This window comes from Variovorax sp. GW531-E2, assembly GCF_059423125.1.
Genome location: NZ_JBWKXQ010000012.1, coordinates 48,909 through 65,458, shown reverse-complemented (window position 1 = coordinate 65,458; position 16,550 = coordinate 48,909). Strand labels below are relative to the sequence as shown.

6 protein-coding genes are annotated in these 16,550 nt (G+C 70.0%); all 6 read left to right on the top strand.

Translation table 11 applies throughout. The features are described 5' to 3' along the window. The first annotated feature begins 363 nt into the window (after positions 1–363). The 6 genes from AC07XP_RS10250 (at position 364) to AC07XP_RS10225 (ending at position 16,515) form a co-directional block, all read left to right on the top strand. Positions 364–12,042 (top strand): filamentous hemagglutinin family protein, encoded by an 11,679-nt coding sequence (locus AC07XP_RS10250; protein WP_495264584.1) that lies wholly within the window; start codon positions 364–366, stop codon positions 12,040–12,042. Then, entirely contained in the window at positions 12,029–12,709 is a 681-nt protein-coding gene (locus AC07XP_RS10245) for an RNA polymerase sigma factor (RefSeq protein ID WP_495264583.1), read from the top strand. Before AC07XP_RS10250 ends, AC07XP_RS10245 begins: the two co-directional genes overlap by 14 nt. A 276-nt stretch (positions 12,710–12,985) precedes the next feature. Continuing rightward, complete coding sequence (locus AC07XP_RS10240; RefSeq protein ID WP_495264582.1) at positions 12,986–14,209, top strand: CaiB/BaiF CoA transferase family protein; 1,224 nt, start codon at positions 12,986–12,988, stop codon at positions 14,207–14,209. An 82-nt stretch (positions 14,210–14,291) separates the two neighbouring features. Beyond that, positions 14,292–14,714, top strand: a complete 423-nt coding sequence (locus AC07XP_RS10235) for a hotdog family protein (RefSeq protein WP_354345135.1) — start codon at positions 14,292–14,294, stop codon at positions 14,712–14,714. A 1-nt stretch (position 14,715) separates the two neighbouring features. Then, complete coding sequence (locus AC07XP_RS10230) at positions 14,716–15,519, top strand: crotonase/enoyl-CoA hydratase family protein (protein WP_492727713.1); 804 nt, start codon at positions 14,716–14,718, stop codon at positions 15,517–15,519. 15 nt (positions 15,520–15,534) lie between these two features. Then, positions 15,535–16,515: a tripartite tricarboxylate transporter substrate binding protein gene (locus AC07XP_RS10225; protein ID WP_495264581.1), complete on the top strand. Its 981-nt coding sequence runs from the start codon at positions 15,535–15,537 to the stop codon at positions 16,513–16,515. Positions 16,516–16,550: the final 35 nt, after the last annotated feature.

The window sequence follows — 16,550 nt, the reverse complement described above, 5'->3', positions numbered from 1 at the left end:
GCGGCTTCTCATAGTGGTGGTGCGCAGCCACTGTGAAGCTTTCGTGACTTTGCCGAGGTGCAGCGCGCCCTTGCCGTTGATCTGCAAGGACTTTCCGGACCGAGGCCGCAGCGACACGCGCGCGCCCGCAACGAACCCAAAAATATTCTTCTGGAATTCGACGTTTCCGTCCCGTCAAGAAACTGACGGCTCCTGTCGCGTTGGCTTTCGATCGCCATCGCAGGGGCTTCTTGAATGGGGTGTGCTTGCGCGATGCGCGCAGCCCCTTCGGCACAGGCTTTACTTCGGCGGGAACGAGACATGACCATCAGTGGGTGCAACGAAAAGAAGCGACCGGCGCGCGCGGCGCAGCAGGTTTTCAGGATGGCGCCCCTCGCGCGGGCCATCGCGGTGGCGCTGGCTGCCGGTGGGGTCCTCGGCAGCGCGCACGCCCAGCGGGCGTTCAGTCCGGCGTGGTTCGCCGACAAGGGCGCGGCGCAGGCGGGCGCGATCGCCACGGGCAAGCTGCCGAACGGCGCGCCGGCGTCCAGCCTGGTCCACCCGGCGCAGCCGTCGTCGGCGGCGAGCCAGCAGCTGCAGACGTCCATCACCAACCTGAACCTGGCCGCGCGCGCGATCGCCGCGCAGCAGGCACAGCAGACACAGAAGCGGGCCGAGGCGCTGGCCAGCGGCGAATCCGCGCCGGACGGCCTGGCCGAAGGCGGCCTGAAGGTCGACACGAATTCGCTGACAGCCGGCTGGCTCAATGCCAGGGACCCCGTGCAGGCCGCAGCCAACGGCAGGACCACGGTCACCATCGAGCAGACCGCCGACAAGGCCATCCTGAACTGGGAGACCTTCAACGTCGGCAAGAACACGACGGTGAAGTTCGACCAGCGTGCCGGCACCCACGTCAAGACCGGCGCCAACGAATGGATCGCGCTCAACCGCATCAACGATCCCAGCGGGCGCCCCAGCCAGATCGCCGGCCGCATCGAGGCCGAGGGCAGCGTCTACCTCATCAATCGCAACGGCATCCTGTTCACCGGCAGCAGCCAGGTCAACGTGCGCAACCTGGTCGCCTCCAGCCTGAAGCTCAGCGACGAACAGTTCAAGGCCGGCCTCAACACGCGCCTGGGCGCGAAATCGGGTGACCCCGGTTACTGGAGCGGCCTCGAAGTGGGCGTCGGGATTCCCACCTTCGGCGAGAACTCCAAGCAGATGCCGGCCGATTCGAACGTGCAGTTCGCCGACATGGGCCCGGCCTTCGATCCGGGCAAGCCGCCGGGCGACGTGAAGGTGGCGGCCGGTGCGCAGATCACGGGGCAGGGCGGCCACGTGCTGATGTTCGCGCCCAAGGTCAGCAACGCGGGCAGCATCCGCACGCCGAGCGGCCAGACGCTGCTGGGCGCCGGCGAAAACGTGTGGCTGGAGGCCAAGGAAATCAGCCCCACCGTGCGCGGCTTCGACGCCGTCACCTCGTCGGTGCGGCCCTGGCTCTTTCCGGCCAAGTTCCTGATCAATCCGCAGACGGCGCCCGCCTTCCAGCCCTACCTCATCGGGCGCATCGTGTCCGACATCCTGCCGCTGATGGAGCAGCGCGCGGCCCAGGTCGGCTACAGCGTGCACAACACCGGCATCGTCCAGGCCGATCACGGCGACATCACCATGGTGTCGCGCGACATCCACCAGGGCGGCATCCTGCAAGCCAGCACCGCGCTGAACAACCGCACGGGCTCCATCCGCCTGCGCGCCTGGGGCCAAGGCGTGCACAACATCGACATCAACCTGGCGGCCGACGTCCCGCGCCTGACGGCCTGGTCGGGCGGCACGCTGACCCTGGGGCCGGACAGCATCACCCAGGTCGTCAACGACTGGCAGGACACCACGCGGATCGAAAGCGGCTCGCTGGCCAACCGCTACCAGCCCGGGCGCATCGAGCTCTACGGCAAGACGATCGACGTGCAGACCCGTGCCCAGGTCACCGCCGCCGCGGGCCACATCGACATCCAGGCCCAGGCCAACCCGGCGGCCCTGCAGCGCAACACCCAGGTGGGCGACGGCAGCCGCATCCTCATCGGTGAACACGCCACCGTCAGCACCGCGGGTCTGATGCAGATGCCGGTGGACATGGCCAGCAACTTCGTCGAGGCCGAACTGCGCATCAACGAACTGCGCGACTCCCACCTGCAGGCGAACACTTGGCTGTACGGCCGCAAGGTCATCGTGGATCGACGCCGGTCGGGCACCTTCAAGGGGCTCATGGCGGGCGTCGAATGGGTCACCGACGAGTCCGGCAAGGCGCTCAAGGGCGTCTGGGTCGGCACCCCGCTGGCGGACGTGACGGGCTGGGTGGGCAACGGCCTGGTCGGCTTGTCGGAGCTGGCTGCGCGAGGCGGCGACATCACCATCCAGTCCAACGGCTCGGTGATCACGCGGCCCGGCTCCATCCTGGATGTGTCGGGCGGCTCGGTGCGCTACAGCGATGGCTGGAACACGGAAACCCTGCTGCGCGGCGCGGACGGGCGCACCTACACCATGTCGTCCGCGCCGGCGGACATGACCTACACGGGCATCGCGGGCCAGTACCTGCAGGCGCATGCGCGCTGGGGCGTCACGCAGACCTATGTCAATCCGATGCTGTCGGGGCGGCGCTGGGAGCCGGGCTACGAGGAAGGTCGCAATGCCGGTTCGATCGACATCCGTGCCGGCAGCGCCTTCATCCTGGAGGGTGAGTTCAGGGGCTCGGTGCAGCCCGGCGACCGGGTGCAGGAAGTGGCCGAGCTGCCTCGGGCCGGCCGTCTGACGGTGGGTTCCAACCGGGCACAAGAGGGCATGTGGACCCTGGGCCAGGTCGTCATCAGCGACAAGCCCGCGTTGCTGCCGGCGGGTTTCAGCATCGACAGCCCGCTGGGCAAGGACGCCTTCCTGACCGAGCCGGAAGGGCAAGCCCCCGGCGCGGGCGCGGGCGTGGGCCGCACCACCTGGCTGTCCGCCGCGGGGTTGAGCCATTCGGGCCTGGGCGCCATCGAGTTGAACCTCAACACCGGCTTCGTGCTGGAAGACAGCGCGGTGGTGACTCTGCAGCCAGGGGCGCGCTTCACGGCCGCGGTCTACGACGGGCAGGGCATCCCCGGCAACTTCGACATCCAGGGCAAGCTCATCGCCCCGGGTGGCTCCATTGCGCTGAGCGCCGGCGGCAAGGCGGACAGCGTGCTGCGCCTGGGTGCGAACAGCCTGCTGAGCGTCGCGGGCCAGTGGGTCAACGACACCGGCAGCGGCGTCACGCTGGGCCGCGCCATCCACGGCGGTTCGATTGCACTGGGGACCCCGATGAAGGAGGGCCTGGGCACGGTGTACGGCAACGTGGAGGTGGCCGCCGGCGCGGCGCTGGACGTGTCCGGCGGCGGCTGGCTGTCCGGTGCCACGGCGGGCGGCAAGGCCGGCAAGGTGAAGGCAGGCAACGGCGGGGCCATCAGCCTGACGGCCTTCGACAACACGGCGCTCGAGACGCTGGACCTGCGCGGCTGGGCGGGGGGCGATGCGTCCCGGCTCACGCTCACGGCGATCGGCGACGTGCAGGTGGGCGGCGCCGCGCCCGCGGCCGACGCCACGGGCGGGAAGGCATCGGGCGCAGCAAAGCCGTTGCACCTGCCGCAGACCCTGTACACCGAGCGCGGCTTCGGCACGATCGGCATCCGTTCGCTCGGCGGGGACGTCGTGGTCGCGGAAGGCGCACAGGTGCACATCCAGCCCACGAGCTGGGACATGCCCGCCGCGGTGTCGACGCTGCGCACGCTGCCCAGCGGCAGCGCCTTGGGCGAGGTGCTGGCCCCCAAGACACTGGACGAACTGAGCGAACAGCGCCGCGCCGCGCGCGCGCCCGGTGGCCTGTCGCTGGCGACCGGCGCGACCGGCGGCGGCATCCGCATCGACGCGAACGCCAGCATCCAGACAGAACCCGGCGGCACGATCTCGCTGGACGCGGACGGGTCCGGGCAGGCTTCCGTGCGGGTGGCGGGCCGCCTCCTGGCGCCGGCCGGGACGCTGAACATCCGCGCCAAGAACACCCTGACGCTGGCCGACGGGGCCGAGTTGCTGCTGCCCGGCGTGGCGCAGATCTTCCACGACCCGGCCATGCGCCTGCCCCAGGGCAAGGTGCTGCCGGGCGGCACGGTCACACTGAGCGCCGGCACGCTGGACGCGCAGGCCGGTGCGCTGATCGACGTGTCGGGCGCGCGGGGCACGGTGGCGTATTGGGACCGCGGCACGGGCGCGCTCGGTGCCCTGCGGCGCGTGGAACAGGAACTGGGCAGCAATGGCGGCGCGGTCGTGATGGAAGCCGCCGCCGGCGGCGCCATGAATGCCAGGCTGCGCGCCCACGGCGGCAATGCCCAGGCGGCGGGCGGGTCGCTGTCCATCACGGACACCAGCGCGGCCGGGCGTGCGTCCGGGGACCTGGTGGCGCCGGACATCGGTTCCTTCCTCTACTACAAGAGCCCCACCGGCACGTACACGTTCAACGGTGAAAAGTACGCGCGGATCATCGGCACCAGCGGCAACCTCGACGTGCGCGACGAGTACGCCGGCGACGTCAAGATGAGCAGCGCCATGCGCACCGCGATCAACACCACGCTGCCGACGTCGGTGTCCAGCAGCAAGGGGCTCGTCCTCGACGCGGGCGCGGCGCTGGCCGCGGGGCCGGGCGCCGACAGGGCGCCGTGGGAGCACGACGCGACCATCGACAAGCGGGTGGTCGAACTGCTCAACAAGTATTTCTGGAGCGGCACCGGAACGGCGCTGAGCCACAAGATCCACATCGGCAACATCGCCACCTCGGACGGCACCCTGCACGTGTCGGCGAAGGCGCTGCAGGACACCGGCTTCTCGGCGGTCGATCTGCGCTCCACGCAAGTGGGCGTGCAACTGGCCGGTGGCGTCGACCTGAGCGTTGCCGGTCGTCTGGGCATCACCGCCCCGGTCATCCAGAGCGACGGGCTGGGCGGCGTGGTGCGCCTGCATGCCCACCATCTGCAACTGAACCCACTGACAGGTGCGGTGGGTGCGGTCGGCGCCACGGCCCGCAATGCGGGCGAACTGATCCTGTCGGCCACCCAGGCCATCGACATCGCAGGCAGGGGTGCGAAGGGCGAGTCCGCGTCGCCCGTCGACGTCAAGCTGCGCGGCTTCGAACGCACGGTGCTGGACACCGGCGACCTGCGCTTCGTGGCGGGGGCCTACAGCGAAGGCGGCACCGACTACGACGACCCCCAGCTGCGGGCCACGCTGGACGTGGGGGGCGCGCTGGAGATCAAGGCCGCGCAGGTCTACCCGGCCACCGCCGTCACGGCGCGAATCAACTCGGACCACTCCATCACCGTGCGCGGCAACGGGAGCGCCGCGGCGCCTCTGTCGGCCGGCGGCAGCCTGACGCTGAACGCGCCCGTCATCGAGCAGGACGGCGTGCTGCGCGCGCCCTTCGGGCAGATCGCGCTGAATGCCGGCGAGCGCCTGACGCTGGGCACGAACAGCCTGACCTCGGTGTCCGGTGCGGGCCTGGACGTGCTCTACGGCAGCCTGCGCAACGCCGAATACTGGCTGGACCCGGCCAACCCGCAGGGCCGCAATCGTGCCAATGCCGGCGATGCCAATTCCCTGGACGAAAACCGCTATCTGTCGTCCCTGCCGGAAAAGCGCGTGCTCCTGCAAGCACCGGATGTGGCCATGGCCGCGGGCGCGGTGGTGGACATCGCGGGCGGCGGCGACCTGCATGCGTGGGAGCACGTGCCCGGCTCGGGCGGCTCGCACGATGTGCTGACGCTGCCCGGCATGTACGCCGTGTTGCCGGGCTACCAGGGCCTGTCGCCCGTGGCGGGCGGTGCGGCGGGCCAGAAGGTCTGGCTGGCCGGCGGCGGCCTGGGGGCCGGCTGGTACACGCTGCTGCCGGCGCGCTATGCGCTGCTGCCCGGCGCCTTCGCGGTGCAGAGCACGGGCCAGGCTTTGCCGGCGTGGGCTGCGTCCCGTGGCGAGGTGGTCAGCCTGCGTGACGGCTCGACGATCGTGGCCGGGCGGGAACAGAACACGATCAGCGGCGCGCGCGATGCCACGGCCTCGGGCTGGCGCGTGCTGCCCGCCAGCCTGGTGCGCAAGGTCAGTGAATACAACGAAGCGCGAGGCAACGCCTTCTTCTCATCGGATGCGTTCAAGCTGACGCAATACCGCCTCACGGGGCAGGACGTCGTGACCCCGCGCCTGGCGCGCGATGGCGGCGCCGTGGTGTTCAAGGCCGACCGCGCGCTGACGCTGGACGGCGAACTGCGCGCACAACCCGATGCGGGCGGGCGCGGCAGCCTGGTGGACATTGCCGCCGCCAAGATCGCCATCGTCGGCGCGGGGCAGGACAGCAGCGACCTGCGCGCCGACGGCTACCTGGTCGTGGATGCCGGCAGCCTGACGCGCTTCGGCGCGGGCAGCCTGCTGGTGGGCGGCACGCGCACGGGCAATGTGCGCGGCCTGCAGGTGGACGTGGCCGCCAGCGATGTGGTGCTGCGCAACACGGCAGGCACCGCGTTGAGCGGCCCGGAGGTGATCCTGGCCGCGGCGAATGCCGTGTCGATCGAGTCGGGCAGCGTGCTGCGCGCGAACGGTGCCGCGTCGGGCGACGAGGCGAACCTGGTGCTCAAGCCGCAGGTGGCGGCCGTGTGGAGCGACAACAACACGCCCAACGACACCAGCGACGACCACATCGTCACACCCTCCAAAGACTGGGGTGCGCTGGTGCGCGTGAGCCGCGGCCAGGCCGTGCGAGCGCTGCGCGAGAACGTGGACACCACCGTCGGCGGCCAGGTGCGCATCGGCGCCGGTGCGCTGCTACAGGGCGGCGAGGCGCTGCTGCTCGACGCTACCAACAACACCGAGATGGCCGCCGGCGCGCAGTTGTCGGGCAAGGCCTTGTCGGTGGCCGCGAGCCGCATCGGCATCGGCGGCGGCAGCGGCGGCCTGGTGCTGGACACCGACGCCCTGGCGCAGCTGTCGCGCGCGCAGTCATTGACGCTGCACAGCTACGGCAGCCTGGACTTCTATCGCTCGCTGGACATGCGCGGCCTGGCGCAGGTGGTGTTCGACGCCGCAGCCTTGCGGGGCCATGGCGCCGATGCCGTGCAGGTGCAGGCCTCCCACCTGACGCTGCAGAACACGGGCGCGTCGCTCGGCAGCGCGGGCACAGGCAGTGGTCGCCTGGAACTGTCGGCCGGCGAGCTGGTGCTGGGCGCGGGCGACAAGACGATGTCCGGCTTCGACCAGGTGCTGCTGTCGGCCAGCCGGCGCATCGCCGGCGAAGGCACCGGGAGCCTGGACGCCGGTGCGGCGGCGCTGACGCTGCGCACGCCGGTGCTGCAAGGGGTGTCCGGCGCCGACCAGGCCCTGCGAACGCAGGGGCAACTGGTGTTGCAGCAAGACGTGCCGCTGGATGCGCAAGAGATGGCGTCACTGGGCCGCGCCAGCCTGGGCGCGCGCCTCAATCTGTCGGGCCAGGGCGTGACCGTGGCGCTGCCGGTGCTCGCGCTGGGCGGCAGCATCGCGGTCGATGCCGGCACGGGCAACCTCACGGTTGCAGAGTCGGGCCGCCTGCACGCGGGGGGCCTGGAAAAAGTCTTCTTCGACGCGGCCCAGTACGTGGATGCGGGCCAGATCAGCCTGGCGACGCGAGGCGGCCTGATCGACCTGGCTCCGGGCAGCCTGCTGGACCTGTCGGCCCATCCGCACGGTGGCGACGCCGGCCGCCTGACGGTGGATGCATCGGCCGGTGGACGGGTCCACTTCGGTGGCACTGTGCAAGCGCAGGCGGGTGCCGGCGGCAACGGTGGCAACTTTGCGCTGGCCATCGATCGGCTGGACGATTTCGGCGCGCTGGCGCGAACGCTCAACGATGCGGGCTTCAGCCGCTCGCGCCAGTTCCGCGTCCGCCAGGGCGACCTCACGATCACGGGCACCACGCGCGTGGCCGACTTCGAAGTCATCACCGACCGCGGCGTGATTGCTGTCGACGGCACGGCGCGCGTCGAGGCCCACGCGGCCTACGGCGGCAGCATCCGCCTGGTCGGCGGGGCAGGGCTGACGATGCAGCCTGGCGCGGTGCTGGCGGCCCATGCCACCGACGCCGTCGATGGCCTGGGCAGCAGCCGCATCGACCTGGAAGCGGTCGACGGCCAACTGAACCTGGCCGGCGGCACGCTGGACCTGAGCGGCGGCGAAGGCGGCAAGCTGCGGCTGCGGGCGCAGCGCACTGCAGGCAACGACGGCCTGAACGTCACGGCGCTGAACGCCGCCGTGCAGGGCGCGCGCTCCGCGGTGCTCGAAGGCGTGCGCCGCCATGCGAGCACGGATGGCACAGTGGAATCCGTGGCCCCGCAGGCGATCGCCGAGGCCAATGCCTTTGCAGGCCACACCGGCATCCTGGCGAGCCTGGGTGGCAACGCCGCCGCCTACACCTTGGCGGCGGGCATCGAGATCACCAGCCCGGGCGACCTGACGCTGGGCCGCGACTGGAACCTGTTCGACAGCTTCGGTGCGGCGCACCGCGAAGGCACGCTCACGCTGCGCGCCGGCGGCAACCTGAACATCGACGGCCATCTGAGCGACGGCTTCGACGTGGCAGGCCGCGACAACGGCGCGGGCCGGGCGGCGCGGCTGCAGCAGGCCGCGTCGTGGAACCTGCGCCTGGTGGCGGGTGCGGACCTGGGGTCGGTCGATGCACTGGCCACGCGGCCATCGGGCGCGCTTGCAGCCGACACCGGCACGATCCGCGTGGGCACGGCCGGCACCGAGTCGGGCGCCGGCAAGCTGGTGCGCACCGGCAGCGGCGACCTGACGGTACGCGCCGGGCGCGACCTGGTGCTCGCCCACAAGGAGTCCGCGCTGTACACGGCGGGCCGGGCCGAGGCCGATCCCACCTTGGGCGGCGGCTTCGACACCGCCAGCGTCGATGCCCAGTACGGCACCGCAGGTGGCCACGTGGATGTCGCGGTCCAGGGCAGCGTGCGTGCGCCCACCGCGCAGGGCGCGCGTTCGGACCAGATCCTGACCGAATGGCTGTTCCGCCAGGGCCGCTATGGCGGAGATCTCAGCAGTCCCACCGGCTACTACGACGCGTACAACATGGGCGAGAGCTGGGCGCCGGTCATGTCCGCCCGGGGCCAGCAACCGAGCTGGTGGGTGAACCACGCCAGCTTCCAGCAGGGCCTGGGCGCGCTGGGCGGCGGCAACGTGAAGCTGTCGGCGGGCGGCGACCTGGTGAACCTGGTGGTGGCCTTGCCCAGCACCATGCGCGTGACGGGCGGGCGTTCCGCTGGCGATGCCGCGGCCTCCACGGTGACCCGCAACGGCGGGCAGCTGCAGGTGGCGGCGGGCGGCACCCTGAAGGCCGGCCAGTACTACGTGGGCCGCGGCGCCGGCGAGATCGAAGCCGGCGCAAGCGCCTCCGGCTATGCCCTGACCGGCATCTCGAGCAGCTGGCCCAACACCGCCTATGCCTACGACATCGCGCCCGTGCTGGCGCTGTCGGACGCCACGCTCAAGCTGCAGACGCTGGGCGACCTGGTCCTGCAGACCGTGATCGACCCGATGCAGATACGCCGTGCCTACGTCGACCAGGTCGACCGGGACACCAGCGGCGCGTCCAGCCATGCGATGTTCATGAGCAGTCAGACAGAGCGCAGCGCCGTCAGCCTGGTGTCCATCGGCGGCAACGTGCGCCTGGTCAACCAGTCGGAATTCGTGGCAGGAAACGACACGGAGAACACCACCAGGCTGGTGAGCGGCATGACGGACACCAAGCTCCAGACGGACATGGTGGGCCTGTACCCGGCCAAGGTCAGCGTGTCGGCCCTGAGCGGCAACATCGACGTCGCGGGCCTGCTGGCGATGGCGCCGGCGAACAGCAGCGACCTGTCTTTGCTGGCCGCGAAAGACCTGCGCTTCCTGCGCGGCAGCAGCCTGCAGAACACGGGTGCCATCGTCATGACCCAGACCACGCTGGACAAGTGGCCGTCGATATTCCGGCCGTGGATGGGTTTCACGATCACGCTGGGCGGGGCATCGGCGTTCGGCGCGCCGCTGAAGTCGGTCTATGGCGGCTTCTCGGTGACGAACACGTTCCTGACCAACAGCCTCAATGGCATGGAGCTGTTCGACAACCCCGATGTGCTGCCGATGCAGGTGCATGACTTCACGCCCAGCCGCTTGTACGCGGCGACCGGTTCCATCAGCGACCTGAATCTGATCGCGTCGGAATCGGTGCACGTGCAGGCCGGCACCGACATCCGCAACTTCGAGCTCAGCGCGCGCAACCTGCGCCCCACCGACACCACCATGCTGGCGGCGGGCAACGACATCCTGGCTGTCGCCAACAGGCTCCTGTCGCACCGATATGCGCGATACAGCGGCGACGCGGCGGCCTACTACTACGACAGGGGCAGCCGCACCGCGCTGCAAGGGCCGGGATCCCTGCTGCTGCTGGCCGGGCGCGACATCCAGGGCAACAACCTGTCGCTGTACACCAATGCCAATCGCTATTGGGACTACGTGTCGGCAACGCCGCTCGGCGAAGAATCGAACGTCATCAAGGCCCTGCCCGCCGAGGGCGCCGGCATCACCCTGATGGCCGGCATGAACAAGGCCGCCAGCTACGACGCCTTCGAGCGGGCCTACCTGAACCCGGCCAACGTGGCCGCCATGCCGGACTATCTGAAGACCACCCTGGCCGACGGCACCGTGGCGCCGCTGTACCTGAGCGACGGGGTGGAAAACCGCGGCGACCTGGCCAAGCTCACGCGCCGGGGCCTGGTGTCCTTCGTGGAAGGCATGCTCGGTGCCGACAAGGTCGCCAGCCTCACCGGCACTGCGGACGGCAAGCTGAGCCCGCAGCAGGCGTGGGAGCAATACCGGCAACTGCCGCCCCTGGTGCGCGAGCAGTTCCTGCGCCAGGTCTTTGTCTATGAACTGCGCGAAGGAGGGCGCGACCAGAACGGGGGCGATGGGCAGAACGGTCCGATCAACGGCGGCTACCGCCGCGGCTCCGCGGCCATCGACACGCTGTTCCGCGGTGCGACGGCCGAAGGCCAGCCCGTTCGCTACGCCGCGGACCTGCCGGACAACTGGCGCAGCAGCTGGTCCGGCGTGGGCAGCATCGCCGCGACCCGGATGGCGGCGCGCACCCACCAGGGGGGGGACATCAACGTCTTCACTCCCGGCGGCGGCCTGCAGGTGGCGGGGCTGGGCGCCGTGGTGCCGGACGGATACGGCCTGGTGACGCTGGCCTCGCCGGGGCAGGTCAATGTGTTCACCGACCGAGACATCATCGTGAACCGCTCGCGCATCCTGTCCTTCGTCTCGCAGGCCGAGCCGCTGGGCAGCGACCAGGTGTTGTGGTCCAGCCAGGGCGACATCGACGCCGGCCGCGGCGCCAAGACCGTGCGCATCCCGCAGGCGCCGGAAGTCACGTCGGACGCCGACGGCAACATCACCGTGGAGGAAAAGCGCGACATGAGCGGCGCCGGCATCGGCACCGTGGGCGAAGGCGACGTGGACCTGGTCGCGCCCCGGGGCACCATCGATGCGGGCGATGCCGGCATCCGGGTCGCGAGCAACCTCAACATCGCCGCGCTGCAGGTGCGCAACGCCGACAACATCCAGGTCAAGGGCGAAACGACCGGGCTGCCGGTGGTGGCCGCGGTGAACATCGGGGCACTGACCACCGCCAGCGCGGCGGCGTCGGCGGCGGCCATGGCGGCGCAGGAGTCCATGCGCCAGGAGCGGGCCGCGGCACGGCAGAACCTGCCCTCGGTGTTCACGGTGCGGGTGCTGGGTTTCGGCAACGACAGCCTGCCGTCGGGCGGTGCGGGTGCATCGTCGCCGTCACGCCCCGGCGCGCAAGCGGGCGCTGCGCCTCGGTACGACCCTGCCAATCCCGTGCAGGTCTTTGGGCACGGCAACCAGTTCGACGCATCGGTGATGTCGTTGCTGACCGACGCCGAGAAGAGCAGGTTGCGCCATGCCGGCAAGTAAGACGATGGCCGCGGCCGAGTTCGATCCCGGTCCTTGTTTTCAAGGGCCATTCGCGGGGCACGGCGAGCCCGTCGGCGTCGTGCTGCGGGCGTTCCTGACGGCGAACTACGCGTACCTGCATCGCCGCTTGGCCCGCGACCTCGGTTGTTCCGACCAGGCCAGCGAGTGCCTGCACGACGCCTGGCTGCGCCTGGGCGAGATGACGGCATCGGAGCCCGTGCGCAGTCCCGGGGCCTATGTCTACCGAACGGCGCGCAACCTGGCCATGGATCGCCTGCGCAGCGATCGGTCCTGGCAGTACGTGGGCGAATGGGATACGGCCCTCGATCTCCTGGCCGATCACGCGCCCGGCCCCGATGCCATCGCCGAGGCGCGTTCGGCCGTGGAGGCCGTCGAGCAGGCGATGCAGCGGCTTTCGCACCGGCATCGCTCGGTGCTCGTGGCACTGCAGATCGAGGAGATGACCCGCCAGGACGTGGCAGACCGGCATTGCATCTCCTTGCGCAGAGTGGACACGGCACTTCGCCAGGCCCTGGACTACTGCGCGCATGCGTCCGGTCACACCGTGCGGGCGGAGGGCGCTTCGCCCCGACGCGGTCTTTCCCGGCGATGGCAGGAGAAGGTCGTCGCCTCGATGCGCGCCGGCGCGCCACGCTTGGAGAAATGAAATCCCGCCTGCGGGCGGCGCCGGACCGGTAGCAACTTGCTGCTGCCGATCTCGCCGGCGTTCGGGTGGGCGTGGTTGCGGGACGCACGATCTGTCCGATCGAGCACCCGATACCCAATGCGTATCGCCCGACATGAAGACGGTATTTCACGGCCAACACCGGTTCCCCTAGCATCGTTCCAACGACACGGGAGACCGAATGGACACAAGGACAGAAGCGGCGGGTCGCTTCCTTTCGCGCACCGCACTATCGGCTTCGAAAAGCCAGGGGGCCCCATGAGCGGACCTCTCGACGGTGTGCGCATCATCGACATGACCGCGGTGCTGATGGGGCCCTATGCCACCCAGATCCTCGGCGACCTGGGCGCCGACGTCATCAAGATCGAGTCGCCCGGCGGCGACACGGTGCGCGGCATCGGGCCCGGCCGGAATCCCGGCATGGGTGGCATCTTCCTGCACGCCAATCGCAGCAAGCGCAGCGTGGTGCTGGACCTCAAGCAGCCCGACGGCCGCGAGGCGCTGTTGCGGCTCGCCGCCGATGCCGACGTGCTCATCTACAACGTCCGGCCGCAGGCCATGGCGCGCCTGGGGCTGGATTACGCCGCCATTGCTGCCGTCAATCCGCGCATCCTGTATGTCGGTGTGTACGGCTATGGGCAAGACGGGCCCTATGCGGCCAAGCCGGCCTATGACGACCTGATCCAGGGCGCGGCCGCGATTCCCACCTTGGGCGTGCGCGCGGGCGCCGACGTGCCGCGCTACGTGCCCAGTGCCATGGTCGACCGCATCGTGGGCATGAGCGCGGCCAACGCCGTGTCGGCGGGGCTCTTCCACCGCGAGCGCACGGGCAGGGGGCAATCGATCGACGTGCCCATGTTCGAGACCATGGCGCAGTTCGTTCTCGGCGACCACATGGGCGGCTGCACCTTCGAGCCGCCGATCGGGCCTGCCGGCTATGCGCGGCTGCTCAACGAGCACCGCCGCCCCTATGCCACGCTGGACGGTCATCTGTGCGTGCTGATCTACAACGACAAGCAGTGGAAGACCTTCTTCGGCCTGATCGGCAAGTCGCAGGAGATGGAGGCCGATCCGCGCTTCAGCACCATCGGCCGGCGCACCGAGAACATCGGCGAGCTGTACCAGCTGGTGGGCCAGGTGATGAAGACCCGCACATCGGCCGACTGGACCGCACGGCTCGAAGCCGCGGACATCCCGGTCATGCCGATGCACACCCTCGAGTCGCTGATGGACGACCCGCATCTCAAGGCCGTGGGGTTCTTCGAAACCGTGGAACACCCCAGCGAAGGACGCCTGCGCGCCATGGCGATCGCGACGCGATGGTCCGACTCGCCCCCCACGGTGGTGCGCCAGGCGCCCAGGCTTGGAGAGCACAGCGCCGAGGTGCTGGCCGAGGCCGGCTACAGCGCGGCGCAGATCGAAGCGCTGGCTGCACAGGGCGCCACCTTGTTGCCCGCCGAACTGATTTCCGAAGCGAGTTGAACCGCCATCGCATGGACCTGAACGGAGCGCACCCTTGATCCAGCTGAACACCGGCTTCCATTTCGACGAGCTGCCAACAGGCATGCGCTTTCGTTCCCGTTCCCGCACCGTGACCGAGGCGGACCTCGTGAGCTTCATCAACCTGAGCTGGCTGAACGAGGAGCTGTTCACCGACACCAGCGACCGGGCGCACATGGCGATCGCGGGCCGGGTGGTGCCGGGTGCGCTGGTCTATGCCTTCGCCGAGGGGCTGATCACGCCGTCCATGCAGGGAACGGGCCTCGCGTTCCTGAATGCGGAGCTCGACATCGCCGCGCCGACCTTCGTGGGCGACACGATCCATGTCGAATGCGAAGTGATCGAGCGACGCCCCACCGCCAAGCCGGGACGCGGCCTCGTGCGCACCCGCAATTCGGTTCTCAACCAGGATGGCAAGACCGTTCTCACCTACACGCCGCTGCGCATGATGCGCATGAAGCCGGCAGACGAAAAGAAGGCGCACTGACATGGAAGACTTCCTCAAGATCGAACGCGACGGCGGCGTGGCCGTGGTGACGATGAACCGTCCGCAGACCCGCAATGCACTGTCCGACGCAGATGCCGTCGAGTCGCTGATCGCGCTGTGCGACACCGTCAACCGCGACCTGTCCGTGCGCGCCGTGGTGCTGACCGGTGCGGGCACGGCGTTCTCGTCGGGCGGCAACCTGAAGACGCTACGTGACACCATCGGCAGCGGGCTCGGCGAGCCGGTGCACAGCCGTTACGCCTATCGCGATGGCATCCAGCGCCTGCCGCTGGCGCTGTGCAACCTCGAGGTGCCGACCATCGCGGCCGTCAACGGGCCGGCCTACGGCGCGGGCAGCGACCTGGCCTGCATGTGCGACATCCGCATCGCGTCCCGCACGGCCGTGTTCGCCGAAAGCTTCGTCAAGCTCGGGCTGATTCCGGGTGACGGCGGCGCGTGGCTGCTGCCCCGGGCGGTCGGCATGTCGCGCGCCTGCGAGATGGCCTTCACCGGCGATCCCATCGATGCCGCGCAGGCCCTGCAATGGGGGCTGGTCTCCGATGTGGTCGAGCCCGATGCGCTGATGCCCACGGCATTGCGGCTCGCGCAGCGCATCGCCAGCAATCCGTCGCATGCCCTGCGCATGACCAAGCGGCTGCTGCGCGAGGCACAGCATGCGCGGCTCGACACGGTGCTGGAGATGTCGGCGGGCTTCCAGGCGCTGGCTCACCACACCGCCGCGCACGAGTCCGCGCTCGATGCCTTTCTCGATGCGGCGAAGGCCCGTGCCGCGGCGCGCGCCTGACAGCGGGGAATGACCATGTCCTTTCAACGGCGCCACATCCTTGCCGCTGCGGGTGCGCTCGCAGCAATGCCCCTGGCCCGCGCGGCCGATGAACCCAAAGCCTGGCCGCAGAAGCCGATCCGGCTGGTGCTGCCTTACGCTGCGGGCGGGCCCACCGACGTCGTGGCACGCGCCATCGGATTCAAGCTCTCGCAACTGCTGGGGCAGCCGGTGGTCGTCGACAACCGCACCGGCGCCAGCGGCAACATCGCGACCGAGTTCGTGGCCCGCTCCGCACCGGACGGCTACACGGTGCTGTACCACTCGTCGGGTCTGGCCATCAGCCCGGCGCTGCACAAGAACCTGCCCTACGACGCGCTGCGCGACCTCGTGCCCGTGGCGCTGCCCGCGCTGATCCCGACCGTGCTCATGGCAAGCCCGAGCTTGCCCGTCGCCAACATCGAGGAGTTCGTGCAGTACATGAAGGCGCGGCCCGGCAAGCTCGCCTACGGCTCGGGCGGACAGGGCAACGTCACGCACCTGGGCGTCGCGCTGTTCCTGCAGGCCCTGAAGCTCGATGCGATGCATGTGCCCTACAAGGGCACCGCCCCCGCCATGGCCGACCTCATGAGCGGACAGACCCAGTTCCTGCTCGACGCCGTGAACTCGTCGCTGCCTTTCATCCGCGATGGCCGCGTGCGCGCGCTGGCCGTGGCCGGCAAGGCGCGGATCGGCGTGCTGCCCGGCGTGCCTGCGTTGGGCGAGTCGCTGATTCCGGGCTTCGATGCCCCCACCTGGCACGGCCTGCTGGTGCCCAAGGGCACGCCGCCGGCCATCGTCAAGGCGCTCAACGAAGCCGTCAACAAGGTGGTGGCCGACCCGGGCCTGCGCGGCCAGTTCGAGCCGCAAGGCGTGCTGCTCCAGTCTTCCACGCCCGAGCAGTTCGGCATCTACCTGCGCGCGGAGCTCAAGCGCTGGGCCGGCGCGGTGCAGGCCGCGGGCATCGAGGCCGAGTAGGAAGACAGGCATCGGACCTGCGATCGGCGGGCCGG

Excerpts from the sequence above, each read along its gene's own strand:
- AC07XP_RS10240 (WP_495264582.1), top strand. The coding sequence starts at position 12,986 with ATGAGCGGACCTCTCGACGGTGTGCGCATCATCGACATGACCGCGGTG.
- AC07XP_RS10225 (WP_495264581.1), top strand. The coding sequence starts at position 15,535 with ATGTCCTTTCAACGGCGCCACATCCTTGCCGCTGCGGGTGCGCTCGCA.
- AC07XP_RS10235 (WP_354345135.1), top strand. The coding sequence starts at position 14,292 with ATGCGCTTTCGTTCCCGTTCCCGCACCGTGACCGAGGCGGACCTCGTG.
- AC07XP_RS10250 (WP_495264584.1), top strand. The coding sequence starts at position 364 with ATGGCGCCCCTCGCGCGGGCCATCGCGGTGGCGCTGGCTGCCGGTGGG.
- AC07XP_RS10230 (WP_492727713.1), top strand. The coding sequence starts at position 14,716 with ATGGAAGACTTCCTCAAGATCGAACGCGACGGCGGCGTGGCCGTGGTG.
- AC07XP_RS10245 (WP_495264583.1), top strand. The coding sequence starts at position 12,029 with ATGCCGGCAAGTAAGACGATGGCCGCGGCCGAGTTCGATCCCGGTCCT.